Here is a 14,993-nt window from a genome sequence, read left to right on the forward strand (position 1 = left end):
GATTTTATTGTAAATTGTCATATAACGATAAACAAAGTAATGATTTGGACTTTGTGTATTTTTAAAAAACTGTTAACAGGGTTGGCTTAATTGATAACCCTGTTAATCATAAAACCCAGCTGTATGGATTACTTATGGCAAGTTTAAAAGAAATTCGAGCAAAAGTTGCTAGTATTAAAAGCACCCAAAAAATTACTCGAGCTATGCAAATGGTTGCGGCGAGCAAGATGCGCAAGGCTCAAGAGCGCATGCAACTAGGTCGCCCATATGCTGAAAATATACGTCGAGTGGTTTCACATTTGGTAAAAGCATCGCCTGATTACAAGCACCCTTATTTGGTGCCTCGTCCTGTTAATCGCGTGGGCTATATTGTGGTAACATCTGATCGTGGTTTGGCGGGTGGTTTAAACATCAATTTGTTTAAAAAATTGATGCAAGATGTAAAAGAAAAAAACAGTCAATCGATTGAAGTGCGCTTTGCTGTGATTGGGCAAAAAGGGGTAAGTTTTTTTAAGACTTTTGGCGGTACGGTGATTGCAGCTGAATCACATTATGGTGATAACCCAAGTTTTGAACAATTAAACACCCCTGTTCAAGTGATGCTTGATGCGTTTAATCGTGGTGAGATTGATGAAATTTATTTGGTATACAATGAATTTATCAATGCTATGACCCAAAAACCAAATGTACAACAATTGGTGCCAATTTCTGCAAGTGAATTGCATGATGAAACTATGGTAAAACGTGAGCATAGTTGGGATTATATTTATGAACCATCTGCTAAAGATTTGGTGGATAGTTTAATGGGGCGCTATGTGGAATCTGTTGTATATCAAGGTGTGGTGGAAAATATCGCATCGGAGCAGTCTGCTCGTATGGTTGCAATGAAAGCAGCAACAGACAATGCAGGTAACTTAATTAAAGAATTACAATTAGTTTACAACAAGCTGCGTCAAGCGGCGATTACCCGTGAAATTTCGGAGATCGTTGGCGGTGCGGCTGCTGTTTCATAATTGACCTAAATTCAAGGAGAACGTAATGAGTAGCGGTCGTATTGTACAGATTATTGGTGCGGTGATTGACGTTGAATTTGATCGTCAAAGCGTGCCAAAAATTTATGACGCTTTAAAAGTTGAAAACACAGAAACAACCTTAGAGGTGCAACAACAGTTGGGTGATGGTATCGTGCGTACCATTGCAATGGGTTCAACCGAGGGTTTAAAACGTGGTTTGCCTGTGAGTAATACGGGCAATCCAATTTCTGTGCCAGTTGGTAAAGGTACGTTGGGGCGTATTATGGACGTATTAGGCCGTCCAATTGATGAAGCTGGCGAAGTACAGGCGGATACAACTTGGTCTATTCATCGTGAAGCCCCCAGTTATGACGAACAATCCAACTCAACAGAACTACTAGAAACAGGCATTAAAGTAATTGACTTGCTGTGTCCATTTGCTAAAGGTGGTAAAGTTGGTCTGTTTGGTGGTGCAGGTGTTGGTAAAACCGTTAACATGATGGAGCTTATTAATAACATTGCAAAAGCTCATTCTGGTTTGTCAGTGTTTGCAGGTGTTGGTGAGCGGACGCGTGAGGGTAATGACTTTTATCATGAAATGAAAGATTCTGGCGTACTTGACAAAGTTGCTATGGTATACGGTCAGATGAATGAACCGCCGGGAAACCGTTTGCGTGTTGCGTTAACGGGTTTAACCATGGCGGAATATTTCCGTGATGAGAAAGACGAAAATGGCAAAGGCCGCGACGTATTGCTGTTTGTTGACAATATTTATCGTTATACATTGGCAGGTACAGAGGTGTCGGCCTTGTTGGGGCGTATGCCATCAGCGGTAGGCTATCAACCAACCTTGGCAGAAGAAATGGGGGTGTTGCAAGAACGCATTACATCAACACAAACAGGATCAATTACATCGGTTCAAGCGGTTTATGTGCCTGCAGATGACTTGACTGACCCATCGCCTGCGACAACTTTTGCCCACTTAGATGCAACCGTTGTGCTTAGTCGTGATATTGCATCGCAAGGTATTTATCCTGCAGTTGATCCATTGGATTCGACATCACGTCAACTTGATCCACAAGTTATTGGCGAAGAACATTACAGTGTGGCTCGTGGCGTGCAAGAAGTATTGCAACGTTTTAAAGAGTTAAAAGACATTATTGCAATTTTGGGTATGGACGAGTTGTCAGAAGATGATAAACTGGTGGTTTACCGTGCACGTAAAATCCAGCGTTTCTTATCACAGCCTTTCCATGTTGCAGAAGTGTTTACAGGATCGCCAGGTAAATATGTACCAATTCGCGAAACCATTCAAAGTTTCAAGGCAATTTTGAACGGTGAATACGATGATTTGCCAGAGCAGGCTTTCTATATGAAAGGCGGTATTGAAGAGGTTGTTGCTGCAGCAGAAAAATTGCGTGGCTAACTGATTGACAATATGTTGATTAATAGTATGTTGATTGATAATGTGTTGACGGTTTTGATTTGTTAATTGGCCTTTTGATTTTAAAGATTTGTTTTAAAGATTTGTTTTTAAAATGCTTGTAAAAAGTTTTTGGATAATTAGATAAATTGATACCTTGTGAAACATCAACATCATCTTTAGGAGAAAACTGTGGCAACTTTACAATGTAATGTCGTCAGTGCAAGAGAAACCATCTACACAGGTGAAATCAGTATGTTGATTGCCACAGGTGTGGAAGGTGAAGTGGGTATTTTGGCAGGCCATACGCCTTTTATTACCATGTTGCGACCAGGTGCGATGCAAATCAAAACAGCCAATGGTAATGACGAAATGGTGTATATTTCAGGTGGTGTTTTGGAGGTTCAACCTCATATGGTAACTGTGCTTGCTGATACAGCGGTGCGAGCCCATGATTTAGATGAAGCTAAAATTGCCAAAGCACGTCATGAAGCAGAACAAATGCTACAAAATCAAAAAGCAGACATTGACACATCAGCAGCGATGGCGGCTTTGGCGGAGTCGTTGGCACAATTGCAAACGCTACAAAAATACCGCAATCGTGCCTAATTGCTTGTCAAACGTTTGTCATATTTTATTGCCATGACAATCATATGTATTGGACACATGATTTGATTGTCATGAAATTTTGGAGATAACTATGGTTGAAGAAGAATTAACCCCCAAAGTGTTAATCGTGGAAGATGATGAACGATTGGCGACATTAACACAGGATTATTTACGCAAAAATGGGTTAGATGTAGCAATTGAAACGGACGGTACGCGTGCCATTCGACGCATTATTAATGAACAACCTGATATTGTGGTGCTTGATGTCATGTTGCCTGGTAGTGATGGTTTGACGGTGTGTCGCGAGGTGCGTCCACATTATCACAATCCGATCTTGATGTTAACCGCTCGCACTGACGATATGGATCAGGTGTTGGGGTTGGAAATGGGTGCAGATGACTATGTGGCAAAACCCGCCCAGCCACGCGTATTATTGGCTCGCATTCGTGCATTGTTGCGCCGTTCTGATGTTGCTCCGACAGATGAAGTTGATCAGCGCATTGAATTTGGTGATTTGGTTATTGACAATGGCGGACGCTCGGTAACGTTAAATGATGAATTGGTGGATTTCACCAGTGCAGAGTATGATTTGTTGTGGTTATTAGCCTCAAATGCAGGTCGGATTTTATCGCGTGAGGATATTTTTGAGCGTTTGCGTGGCATTGAATACGATGGGCAGGATCGTTCTATCGATGTGCGTATTTCGCGCATTCGTCCAAAAATCGGCGATGATCCAGAAAATCCAAAACGCATTAAAACTGTGCGCAGCAAGGGTTATTTGTTTGTCAAAGAAAATTAATGATTGGATTTTACAAGGCTATATGATTATTGCACTGTGGTTAAAAAGTCGGCTCTTGTCGGCTTTTTATTTTTTAAGGTGATAAAATACAACAAATGATTAATATTAAATGATTAACATTAACTGATTGGTATGACGGATAATTTATTAAAAAATCTTGAAACTCAATTAATGACAGATGAAGAGCGTACAGCTTACCATGATAAAATCAAAGGTGAAAGTTATATGCGTTGGCTTGCCTTTTATTATTTGGGTAGGCGAGAGCATTCAAAGTCAGAATTGCGCCAAAAACTTCTTGAAAAACAATGCGATGTCGATGCAATAGAACATTTGTTGATTGAATTTGAACGCGAGGGTTACCAATCCGATGAACGTATGACCTCGGCACTGATTAAAGATGGCATTGGTAAAAAACACGGCAAAATTCGCATTTATCAAACCCTTAAAAAACACGGATTGACTACGATTTTATCTGTCAATGGTGTGAATGAGTGGATTGACAACCACGCTGAATTTTTTAGTGATTTGATTATCAATGCCACAGCAGAAGAACAAGAAGAAGTTAACGAAAATTACGAAGTGGATTGGCTTGCTCAAGCGGTACAAGCGCGTGTCAAAAAATTTGGTGATGGCATACCTTGCGATCAAAAAGAAAAAGCCCGTCAACTGCGTTTTTTGCAATATCGAGGCTTTGAAATGGGCGTGTGTTTTGATGCGTTAAAATATGATTTGGCAAAGCTTAATGACCGATATTAACAGGCATTTGGTGATTTTGTCATGGTTTGTTTTGTAGAATTTATAATTGTGCTCCTAATTCTGCGCCCTCGCGAATGGCTCGTTTTGCATCCAATTCACCTGCAAATTTTGCTCCGCCAATGACGTGATATTGGGCGGTTAATTGATCCAAATTGTCGGTTAATTTTGGCATTAAATCATTCACCGACTCTTGGCCTGCGCACACGACCACTGTATCCACGCGCAACAGCTGACTTTGACCATTATTGGTGCGTAACCAAATGCCCTCGCTTGTGATTTTTTCGTATTGTACATCGCTCATTTCAATCACACCATGCTGTTTTAGGGCGGTGCGATGTACCCACCCTGACGTTTTGTTAAGCCCTGTCCCTAGACGATCTTTTTTGCGTTGCATTAAGTATACTTTTCGAGCTGGCGTGATTTTTTTGGCAGTTGTCAAACCGCCGAAACTGTCGTAATTGCTGCGATTATCCACGCCCCATTGGGCTTGCCATTCATCAAGAGGTTGTGGCGTAGGAATTTGATTTTGTTGTAAATTTTGTATTATAAACGTTCGATCATCGGTTGCAGTCAAAAACTCACTGACATCAAAACCAATACCGCCTGCTCCAATCACAGCCACTGTTTGCCCTGCGGTTTTTTCACCAGACAACAGTTCGGCATAGCTTATCACGTTTGGCAAATCTGCACCTTGAATCTTTAAAGAACGCGGTATAACGCCTGTGGCAATAATCACATCGTCAAATTTCTCATTTTGTAAAAATTCTTTCGTAACCTTGTGGTTTAGCTTAACCGTTACATTTAATGTTTGTAACAAATTATCAAAATAACGAATGGTTTCAAAAAATTCTTCTTTGCCATGAATGACTTTGGCATAGTTAAATTGTCCGCCGATTTTATCCTGGGCTTCAAAAATGGTAACTTGATGCCCACGTTTTGCCAATACGCTGCTGGCGGATAACCCTGCCATGCCTGCGCCGATGACTGCAATGTTTTTGGCTTTTTTCACAGGTTTGTATACCAACTCGGTTTCATAGCAGGCTTGTGGGTTGACAAGACAACTGGCTCGTTTGTTGACAAAAATATGATCGAGACATGCTTGGTTGCAGGCGATACAAGTGTTAATTAGGTGAGTTTGCCCTGATTTTGCTTTGTTGACCCAATTGGGATCTGCCAAAAACGGCCGCGCCATTTGCACCAAATCCGCCGTATTATTAACCAACAATTGTTCGGCAGTATCAGGCATATTGATGCGATTGGCAGCCATGACGGGAATATTGACGTGTTTTTTAATTTCACCGGTTAAATGAGCAAAACCCGCTCTAGGCACGCTGGTTACAATGGTAGGCACGCGGGCTTCATGCCAACCGATGCCTGTGTTGATAATGTTAACGCCTGCTTTTTCTAGGGCTTTAGCAATGCAAACAATCTCATCAAAGGTATTGCCATTTGGGACTAAATCCATAAGCGACAGGCGAAAGGTGATGATAAAATTCTTGCCAACCGCTTCACGCACGGCATTCACAACCGCCAATGGAAAACGCATTCGATTTTCTAAGCTACCGCCCCATTGATCGGTGCGTTTGTTGGTATGTTGGCTTAAAAACTGGTTGAGTAAATAACCCTCCGAACCCATAATTTCCACGCCGTCATAACCTGCTAATTTGGCAAGTTTGGCGGTATGAGCAAAATCTTGTACGGTGGCTAAAATGTTTTTGTGCGACATTTTTCTGGGTTTAAACAGCGAAATTGGTGATTTAATTGCACTGGACGACACCACAAATGGGTGATAGCCGTAACGCCCACTATGTAGTATTTGTAAAACCAATTTGCAGTCATGCTTATGAACTGCCTTGGTTAAGCGTTTGTGATTGATCACATCGGTGAGTTGATTAAGCGTGCCACCAAGTGGGGTAAGCCAGCCTTGTTTGTTAGGAGCGATGCCACCTGTAATAATCATAGCAACGCCCCCTTTGGCACGTTCAGCAAAATAATGAGCAAGTTTGCCATAATTAAAAAAACGATCTTCCAATCCTGTGTGCATTGATCCCATAACCATGCGATTTTTGAGTGTGGTAAAACCCAAATCCAAAGGGGTAAAAATATGCGAAAAATGGACGTTTTCAGTGTGGATTTGTGCGGTCTGTTGGCGGTTGGCTGACATGATTTTTCCTTAAATTTTTTTGACTTGCTTTTTAATGTTTTAAACTTACGCTTTTGTTTATTTTAACAGTTTGCATGAAAAATTTAAGCAGTATTTTTGTTATTATTTACACAAATTCATTGTATATTGAAAAGCCTTTATTTATAATATCTGTTTATTTAAAATGCATAAAAATTTAAAATGTATAAAATTTTCTATCGGCTAAGTTTTTGGTAAAAATCAAGATTTAGCCGTTTTTTGTACAAATTTTTATAAAAAAGTTTTTATAAAAACTTAGTAAAAATAAAACCTTAGCCAGCAGACATTCAAAAGGAAAAATGCCATGCAAGCCAAAAAAACCCTAATTTGTTTAACAATTGCCACAACCTTCGCTTTGGTTGGTTGTAATAAAGCTGAAGAAACGGCGAGTGCTGTTAGCAGTGGGGCAAATGCTGTCGGATCTGCGGTGAGTGAGACGGCAAACCAAATCACCAATGCCACGGCTGATAAAGATTTGACGGCCAGCCAACATCAAGATGCACGCGAGGACATCATGAAACAATTTGGTCGCACCAGTAAGGCCTTGCGTGCTATGATTGAAAACCCGGACAAATTTAACGCGGACGAATTAAAACAACACGCCCAAACCCTAAACCAAGATCCGTGGGTGCATTTTCCTGAAACTGCAAAAGGCGGCGATGCAAAAGATGAAATTTGGACAAATCCGACTGAATTTCAAGCCGAAATTGACAAATACAAAGAGGCGGTTGTTGCGTTAAATACCGCCGCCGAGTCAGCGACAAGCATTGATATGGTGAAAGATCAGATCGCTGGTGTGGGTGCAAGTTGTAAATCTTGCCATACACAATTTAAAGCAGATTAACGGTTAACAGATTAATTTTTACAGATTAATTTTTTAAAGTAGGTTAATTTTGTTTTAAACAAGGGCTAATAAAATTTTGCAAAATTGCGTTTAATTTCATGCAGTGTGAGTGCAAATGGGCGCAACTTTTGTAATTGGCTGATTAAAAACTTGGCATCACTTGGTAATTTTTCGCCTGTTACAAAAAATTTTATTGCTTGTTTGGCAACATCATCGGCAAATGTGCTGTTTGATGTGTCAAAACTGGCAGATAAATTATCTTGCGATACCAAAAACCGCTTGCCACAGCTTAAAGTTAGCAAGCACTCAATGGCTTGTGGTATGATCTCTACTTGTTCAAACTGCTTTTGTTGCTGTTGGTTGCGACCATCAGGGGCATACCAATAGCCAAAATCATTAAGTTTGCGCCGTTGTTTGCCTGCCACGCACCAATGACTGATTTCATGCAGGCAACTGGCAAAAAAACCATGGGCAAATACGATTTTGGCGGGTTCATGCTCGGTTGGGGCGAAATATTCAGGCTCATTATTGCCACGCACCAATTTGGTGTTTTTGGCTTGAAACCATTGATTAAACTGAAAAATTAACCAATCTACCTGATATTTTTCGCTATAAAACCAAATCATAGTGGCAAAATTTTTAGCCAAACCAACCTTGTTGGTGAATTTTATGTGGGTGATGTGGTTGCCAGTCAAATCCGCTTGACAAACACTGCTTACATAAGGTGTGGTTAGATAGCGAAAAATCGCAACCTTTGGTGAGCTTATCGGTTGCACAAAACAATGAGGCAAAAAATTGGCAGTGGGTAACATAAAATTTGCTTATCAAAAAACTTGCTTATCAAAAAACTTGCTTGTTAGAAACTTGCTTATCAAAAAACTTGAACTGTTAAAAACTTGAACTGTTAAAAAATAAGCGTCAAATTATAGCAAATTTTTGCAAAAATAAAGTCATTTTTTGCTAAGAACTAAAAAAGATTTTACTAAAAAACCAAAAGCGTTCATTTATGTTAAAAAGAGTTAATTTATGTTAAATGATAATCCGTTAAACGATGGCTCAAATTGTAGTCCTAAGCCCTTTGGTGTTAATTGTCATCTTATCAAGTACATTGATTTGGCGAAATGGGAGTATCATACTGACAATCATTACCATTGGCAAGGAAAAATTGCTCTGCAACAATTGCCAAGAGTGAGGGCATTGGCAGATGAACGGCATAATAATGACCAACCATTGTTGGTTAATTTGGAGGTAAAAAAAACTGGGGCGGTGATTTGGTGGCAACTTAGCAGCAACGGAGTGCTTTGGCAAACTTGTCAAAGATGCCTAGAACCTGTAGCAATTGACCTTAATGTTAAGAGCGAATTGGCATTGTTAGAAAAAGAAAGTCATGTTGGACTGTTAGATGAAAATACTGAATATTTGCTGCTAAGTGAATTAACCAAAGATAATAAATTATACTTGTTAAGCATGATTGAAGATGAGTTGTTGGTGGCTTTGCCTCTTGCACCAAAACATGATGATTGTAAAATGGCGGTAACAACTGGTGAGACCATTGAGGTGATTGAAGAAAAACAAAATCCTTTTGCGATTTTGGCAAATTTAGCAGACTGATTGTGTCATTTTTACAAAAAATGCAGATAAGGGCTTTTTTATTATTGTGTTTTTAGGTATAATAGAGCGTTCATAATGTTTACTGATTGTGGGGCGTGGATTTACCATTGTCATGCTTTTCAATCGCTTAATTTAGAAGCACAGGAGCTAAACTCATGGCTGTTCAACAAAATCGCAAAAGCCGTTCGCGTCGTGATATGCGCCGTTCACACGATCACATGATTGTTAATGCGGTGTCTATTGACAAAGAAACTGGTGAAAAACACATTCGCCATCATATGACTAAAGACGGTTTTTACCGTGGTCGCAATTTATTTGCTGTAAAAGCAGTTAGCGAATAACTAAAAACAGTGTTAATAAAAACAATGTTAACAAAATGTTAACAAAAACAGTGTGAATAAAAAAGGCTTATGAATGCAACATAAGCCTTTTTTGCTAGGATTAAAATTTACGGTTTTACCGTGATTAACACGCGTATGCTGTCAGGAATTAAGGATAGCTGTTGTAAGGCGTGTTGTCCTTGTTGGTGTAGGCGTTGCAACTGAGAAATTTCGCTATCGCGCACATTTGGGTTAATGGTTTTTAAATATTGCAAGCGTTCAATTTCGCGTTCAAAGCGTTGATTAAAACGTTCAAGGGCTTCTTGGCTCATGGTGCTAAGTTGTGCATTGGCAATGCCAACCGCTTGATCGTAACGTTGTTCAATGATATCACGGCGGGCTTTAATGACTTGCCCTGCACGGCTTTTATCCAACCGATAAATGTGTGGTGCAATCATATCTGCACGGATTTTTTCACTAAAATCTGTGCCTTGTTGGCTTAAAAATACGCGTACAATTGGTTTTGTTAGGTAACCTGTTAAATTGAGTAGTTTTGGGGCGATCGCCTCTACGCGAAAGTTTACCTCCAATAACAGCATGCCCTCTGGCATAGCACTGCTTTGCAATGTGGCAACGGTGGCATTGCCAAACGAACCTGAATGAATGCTTTCAAAAATACTTTGCATTAATGGGTGTTCATAAGTCATAAACGCCAAATCTTCGCGCACCAAGGCTTGATCGCGTTCAAAGGTTAAGCTCATGCCATCTTCAGGAACAGCCAACCCTTGTAGTTGCACTTCATCGCTTGGGTGAAGCATAAGAGAGCCATCGCGTTGACCGCTAAAATCCATGTTAATGGACGACATAAACCGCTCAAAAAAACGTGGCAGGTGATTGGTGTCATCAAATTCTCGCATGGTATAGGCAATTTTGCCAGCCACACGTGGACGACAGGAATTATACTCAAGCAGTCTATCACGCCCTTGTTGCATCATAGCTTCTAATTCAAGGCGTTGTTGGTATCCTTTGGTAAGAATGGCATCAAAATCGGCGGTTGTGCCTTTGCCCTCTAACAGCGGTTTTAATTCAGCGATAAAATATTCTTGCACAGTTTGGGCGGTTGGTGAAATTTGATTAAAAATAGCCAAGGCTTCATCATACCAACGATACAAACGTTCGGTTGCCGTTCCTGTTACATAAGGGACGTGAATACAGATTTCTTGGCGTTGTCCGATACGATCAAGCCGTCCGATACGTTGTTCAAGCGTGTCAGGGTTGGCAGGCAAATCAAACAAAATCAAATCACTGGCAAATTGAAAATTGCGTCCTTCAGATCCAATTTCAGATGCCAATAAAATCTGAGCACCTTCGCGGTCAGCAAAATAGGCGGCTGCTTGATCGCGTTCCAGTAGGCTCATTTGCTCGGTAAAGATCGCTGTTTTAATGCCTGCGTGTAGCCGCAGCACTGCTTCTAGACTTTCTACCACTGTGCCACTGCGTGCAATTAACAGTACTTTTTTGTGCTTGAGTGGTTGTTTTAAGGTGTCAATTAGCCACACAACTCTTGGATCGTTTTCTAGCCAATCACCATTGGGCTGTTGCTCTTCGCTCCATAATTGTTCGCGCAATTTGCCTTGAGTGTGGTAGCTGTTTTGCCAACTGTTGGGCAAAGGCAATGGGTATGCCACGGAGCGACGTCCTTGAAAGCCTTGAATAAGCCAAGCGACACTTTCACGCGTGTTGCGAAATAACACACGCCCCGTTCCATGACGATCCAATAGCTCGTTAATTGCTCGCCCACGCCCCATTTCATCATCAATAATTTCATGTCCAAGCAGTTGAGTTAAAGCCGATTTTTGTCCATCATTTAATGGGTCATTGCTTAACAATGCCTCAGCAATTTGGGCAATTTGGGCAAAACGATCCTCGCTTGCCAAAAAGCTGTCCAAATCTATAAAACGATGCGGATCAAGCAGTCGCAACCTGGCAAAATGACTTTCTAAGCCTAACTGTTCAGGGGTGGCGGTTAACAATAACACCCCTGCGGTTTGTTTGGCAAAACTTTCTACCAGTGCGTATTTGTCATTGCCACCTTGTTCGCTATTCCAATGCAAATGATGGGCTTCATCAACCACCAATAAGTCAAAACCAGCTTCTAAGGCTTTTTCGTGTAAATCCTCATGGTCAAGCAACAAATCCACACTTGCAATGATGCATTGTTCGGTTAAAAAAGGATTTTGTGTGGGATCGTGTTCGGCAATGGCGGCGGTTCGCACCAAATCAAAAATCGAAAATTCAAGGTTAAAGCGCCGACGCAGTTCAATCATCCATTGATATTGTAAGCTGTCAGGTACAAGGATTAACACGCGTTCTGCCTTGCCTGTTAACAATTGTTGGTGAATAATCAAGCCAGCTTCAATGGTTTTGCCAAGCCCCACTTCATCAGCAAGCAAAACGCGCGGCACTATGCGTTTACCGACTTCATGGGCAATATACAGTTGATGTTCAATGATATCCACCCTTGCACCCATCAGGCCTTTGAGTGGGTGATTGGCAAGGTTGGCTTGTGTGTGTAAAATTTCTTGTCGCAGTGCATACCAATCGTTTTGGTGAATGCGATTTGCCAACAAACGTTCAAGCGGTTTGGCAAGGGTGATGTTTGCGCCCAAACGAGCTTCCATGATTGGTTTGTCAAGTTCTGCAACATGATAACGACACACGCCTGACACAACTTCCATATCCGTTACGGTAAACGTGTTGCCCTCTTGATCGTGAATGCTATCACCTGTTTTGAAGATCACGCGTGATAGCGGTGCGGATACTTTGGCATACACGCGAGTTTCTTCGCTTTGCGGAAATAAAATATGCACACAGCGGTCATCTACCAAAACCACCACGCCCAAGCCCAATTCATTTTCGGTATCCGAAAGATAACGTTGTCCAATTGCAAAATCAATCATGTGAAAACCAGTTGAAAAAAGTTTTTTGATAAAAGTTCTTATAAAAAAGATTAACTGTCTATCATAACAAAAAACCTGATTTTAAGATAGTAAAATTGGTTTTTTTGTTGTATTTTTCATATTGTATGGCCAAGTGGGGTGTGGTAAAAATTGGTGATAAATACTGGTATGTTGCCAAATATTTTTTATCAAATATTGTTACCAAATATGTTACCAAAATTTTGCAAAATCACCCCTGTGGCGTGTAGCCTTTTGGTTTTTCGTAATCGGCGTTGTCCAAAAACTTATCACGCTGCTCGTTGATAAATTTTTTGGCGTCTTTATCGATCATGCTTAGATGATTTTCATTAATTAGCATGGTTTGCAGTTCAAGCCACTCATGCCAAGCTTTGGCTGATACAGTGTCTTGAATTTCTTGCCCTTTGGCATTGGGAAAAGGCGGTGCGGGGAGTTTTGGTAGATTTTGCTTGTATTTGCGACAAAAAACCAAATTGGCTTTTGGGTTAAACATTTCGGTCATAAAAAGTTCCTATCATAACACGGTTAAATGATTGCTTTAACAAATTTGATAAAATATGTTAAAATGTTTGTCAATTTTATTTTGTGCATTTTTATATATTATTAAGGCGACACTCATGGAAATCAACCCATTTTTAGAACATATCAAAGATTTAGCCGACCGTGGCGACCAACTTCGGAGGTATCTTTGACATCGAAAGCAAGCAAGAACGCTTAGAAGAGCTAAACCTTGAATTAGAAAATCCAGAACTGTGGCAAGATCCTGATAAAGCCACCAAAATTAGCAAAGAAAAAGCCAAACTTGACGGCATTATTGGCGTGATTGTGGCTCTCGATGAGCAGTTAGACGATGCTCGCGCTATGTTAGAATTGGCACAAGAAGAAAATGATGCAAGTCTTTTAGATGAAGTGCAAGCGGAACTTAACGAAGCTGAAAATAACGTTGCTGATTTGGAATTTAAACGCATGTTTGGCGGAGAAATGGACAGCAATAACTGCTATTTAGATGTTCAAGCGGGATCTGGCGGTACCGAGGCACAAGACTGGACGGAAATGTTGCTTCGTATGTATTTGCGTTGGTGCGAGGCTCACGGTTTTGATGCCAAAGTGGTGGAAGTATCCGAAGGTGGTGTGGCCGGATTAAAAAGTGCCTCTGTGTATATTAAGGGGGATTATGCTTTTGGGTGGTTGCGTACCGAAACTGGGGTGCATCGTTTGGTGCGTAAGTCGCCTTTTGACAGTAATAATGGCCGTCATACCTCGTTTTCTGCGGTGTTTGTATCACCTGAGATTGATGACAATATTGAAATTGACATAAACCCTGCTGATTTGCGCGTGGATACTTACCGTTCAAGCGGTGCAGGTGGCCAGCATGTCAATACCACAGACTCTGCGGTGCGTATCACTCATTTACCAACAGGGGTAGTGGTGGCGTGTCAAAGTGAGCGCAGTCAAATCTCCAACCGTGAAACGGCAATGAAAATGCTCCGTGCCAAACTGTACGAACGCGAAATGCAAATGCGTATGGAACAACAACAAGCCTTGGAAGATTCTAAATCTGACATTGGTTGGGGTTCACAAATCCGCTCTTATGTGCTTGATGACTCGCGCATTAAAGATTTACGCACAGGGGTAGAAACATCTAATACCACCGCGGTACTCAATGGCGATTTGGATAAATTTATTGAGGCAAGTTTAAAAGCAGGGCTGTAGTTTTGGCAGCCATTTTGACAAATTGTTTTGATAAAGTTGTTTTGATAAAACGGTTGCAATGTTAAAAACAGCAATTAGCAAGGAAATTTTAAAAAAAGGAGTTTTTATGATTTATCAATACCAAGATAAAAAAATCACCCATAACACGCCGTTTACAGGTTGGATAGCCGAGTCCGCTCAAGTGATAGGCGATGTTGTGTTGGGTGAAAATGTCAGTGTCTGGTTTGGAGCGGTGATTCGTGGTGATAACTGTACTATCCACATTGGAGATGATACCAATATCCAAGAAAACTGCGTCATTCATACCGATGCAGGCATTCAAGTTCATATCGGACAAGGCGTAACAGTTGGACATTTGGCAATGTTGCACGGTTGCACGATTGGTGATAATAGCCTAATCGGTATCGGTGCTGTGGTGCTAAATCATGCCAATATTGGCAAAAATTGTCTCATTGGTGCAAATACACTCATCACCGAAGGCATGCAAATTCCTGATAATTCAGTGGTTATGGGAAGTCCTGGTAAAGTGGTAAAAACCTTAAGTTGGGAACAGGCGGAGAAACTTAAACTTTCCGCCCAAATGTATGTTGAAAAAGCCCAAAGTTTTAAACAAAACTTAACCGTAATTGAATTGTAGTGATTTGGTTGTAGTGTTTGCCAATAATAGTGTTTGCCAATAAAACGTTAAGCGATTGATTGACGCGTTTTATTGGCAGTTTTGTTAGCAATTGATAAAAATTTGTTA

Annotated in this window: 14 protein-coding genes; 10 read left to right on the plus strand and 4 right to left on the minus strand. The window is 40.8% G+C overall.

Translation table 11 applies throughout. The features are described 5' to 3' along the window. Window positions 1-134: 134 nt before the first annotated feature. From atpG to MOMA_RS04220, 5 genes are all read left to right on the plus strand, one after another. Window positions 135-1,013 carry a F0F1 ATP synthase subunit gamma gene (atpG, locus tag MOMA_RS04200; protein WP_009767365.1) on the plus strand — a complete coding sequence of 293 codons (879 nt, stop codon included), beginning with the start codon at window positions 135-137 and terminating at the stop codon, window positions 1,011-1,013. Between the two features lie 25 nt (window positions 1,014-1,038). Beyond that, window positions 1,039-2,439 (plus strand): F0F1 ATP synthase subunit beta, encoded by a 1,401-nt coding sequence (gene atpD, locus MOMA_RS04205; protein WP_009767366.1) that lies wholly within the window; start codon window positions 1,039-1,041, stop codon window positions 2,437-2,439. Between the two features lie 189 nt (window positions 2,440-2,628). Beyond that, window positions 2,629-3,045, plus strand: coding sequence for a F0F1 ATP synthase subunit epsilon (locus tag MOMA_RS04210; protein ID WP_009767367.1), 417 nt, complete (start codon window positions 2,629-2,631; stop codon window positions 3,043-3,045). A 91-nt stretch (window positions 3,046-3,136) separates the two neighbouring features. Beyond that, window positions 3,137-3,844, plus strand: a complete 708-nt coding sequence (locus tag MOMA_RS04215; RefSeq protein WP_009767368.1) for a response regulator — start codon at window positions 3,137-3,139, stop codon at window positions 3,842-3,844. A gap of 132 nt (window positions 3,845-3,976) precedes the next feature. Beyond that, entirely contained in the window at window positions 3,977-4,600 is a 624-nt protein-coding gene (locus MOMA_RS04220; RefSeq protein ID WP_009767369.1) for a regulatory protein RecX, read from the plus strand. Window positions 4,601-4,640: 40 nt separating this feature from the next. On the opposite strand, the gene MOMA_RS04225 is transcribed toward MOMA_RS04220, so the two are convergent. After that, complete coding sequence (locus MOMA_RS04225) at window positions 4,641-6,764, minus strand: NADPH-dependent 2,4-dienoyl-CoA reductase (protein WP_009767370.1); 2,124 nt, start codon at window positions 6,762-6,764, stop codon at window positions 4,641-4,643. Between the two features lie 322 nt (window positions 6,765-7,086). On the opposite strand from MOMA_RS04225, the gene MOMA_RS04230 reads away from it, so the two are divergent. After that, complete coding sequence (locus MOMA_RS04230; protein WP_009767371.1) at window positions 7,087-7,626, plus strand: c-type cytochrome; 540 nt, start codon at window positions 7,087-7,089, stop codon at window positions 7,624-7,626. A gap of 65 nt (window positions 7,627-7,691) precedes the next feature. Here MOMA_RS04230 and MOMA_RS04235 read toward each other — a convergent pair whose 3' ends face one another. Further along, window positions 7,692-8,438: an elongation factor P hydroxylase gene (locus tag MOMA_RS04235; RefSeq protein ID WP_009767372.1), complete on the minus strand. Its 747-nt coding sequence runs from the start codon at window positions 8,436-8,438 to the stop codon at window positions 7,692-7,694. Between the two features lie 214 nt (window positions 8,439-8,652). On the opposite strand from MOMA_RS04235, the gene MOMA_RS04240 reads away from it, so the two are divergent. Then, window positions 8,653-9,237 (plus strand): YceD family protein, encoded by a 585-nt coding sequence (locus MOMA_RS04240; protein ID WP_009767373.1) that lies wholly within the window; start codon window positions 8,653-8,655, stop codon window positions 9,235-9,237. A gap of 155 nt (window positions 9,238-9,392) precedes the next feature. Beyond that, entirely contained in the window at window positions 9,393-9,578 is a 186-nt protein-coding gene (gene rpmF / locus MOMA_RS04245; RefSeq protein WP_009767374.1) for a 50S ribosomal protein L32, read from the plus strand. A 107-nt stretch (window positions 9,579-9,685) separates the two neighbouring features. Here rpmF and rapA read toward each other — a convergent pair whose 3' ends face one another. Together rapA and MOMA_RS04255 are read right to left on the minus strand one after the other, a co-directional pair. Further along, window positions 9,686-12,517: an RNA polymerase-associated protein RapA gene (gene rapA, locus MOMA_RS04250; RefSeq protein WP_009767375.1), complete on the minus strand. Its 2,832-nt coding sequence runs from the start codon at window positions 12,515-12,517 to the stop codon at window positions 9,686-9,688. Window positions 12,518-12,746: 229 nt separating this feature from the next. Further along, window positions 12,747-13,037, minus strand: coding sequence for an oxidative damage protection protein (locus MOMA_RS04255; protein WP_009767376.1), 291 nt, complete (start codon window positions 13,035-13,037; stop codon window positions 12,747-12,749). A gap of 115 nt (window positions 13,038-13,152) precedes the next feature. On the opposite strand from MOMA_RS04255, the gene prfB reads away from it, so the two are divergent. Both prfB and MOMA_RS04265 read left to right on the plus strand, forming a co-directional pair. Continuing rightward, window positions 13,153-14,248, plus strand: a protein-coding gene (prfB, locus tag MOMA_RS04260) for a peptide chain release factor 2 (protein ID WP_152411763.1) whose coding sequence is annotated in 2 segments (ribosomal slippage) — window positions 13,153-13,224 and window positions 13,226-14,248 — 1,095 coding nt in all. Because the reading frame shifts where the segments join, the coding sequence is not laid out codon by codon here. A gap of 106 nt (window positions 14,249-14,354) precedes the next feature. Then, on the plus strand, window positions 14,355-14,885 hold the full coding sequence (locus MOMA_RS04265; protein ID WP_040624815.1) for a gamma carbonic anhydrase family protein: 531 nt from the start codon (window positions 14,355-14,357) through the stop codon (window positions 14,883-14,885). Window positions 14,886-14,993: the final 108 nt, after the last annotated feature.

Origin of the sequence: Moraxella macacae 0408225, assembly GCF_000320365.1 — a bacterium.
GTDB classification, from domain to species: Bacteria; Pseudomonadota; Gammaproteobacteria; order Pseudomonadales; family Moraxellaceae; genus Faucicola; species Faucicola macacae.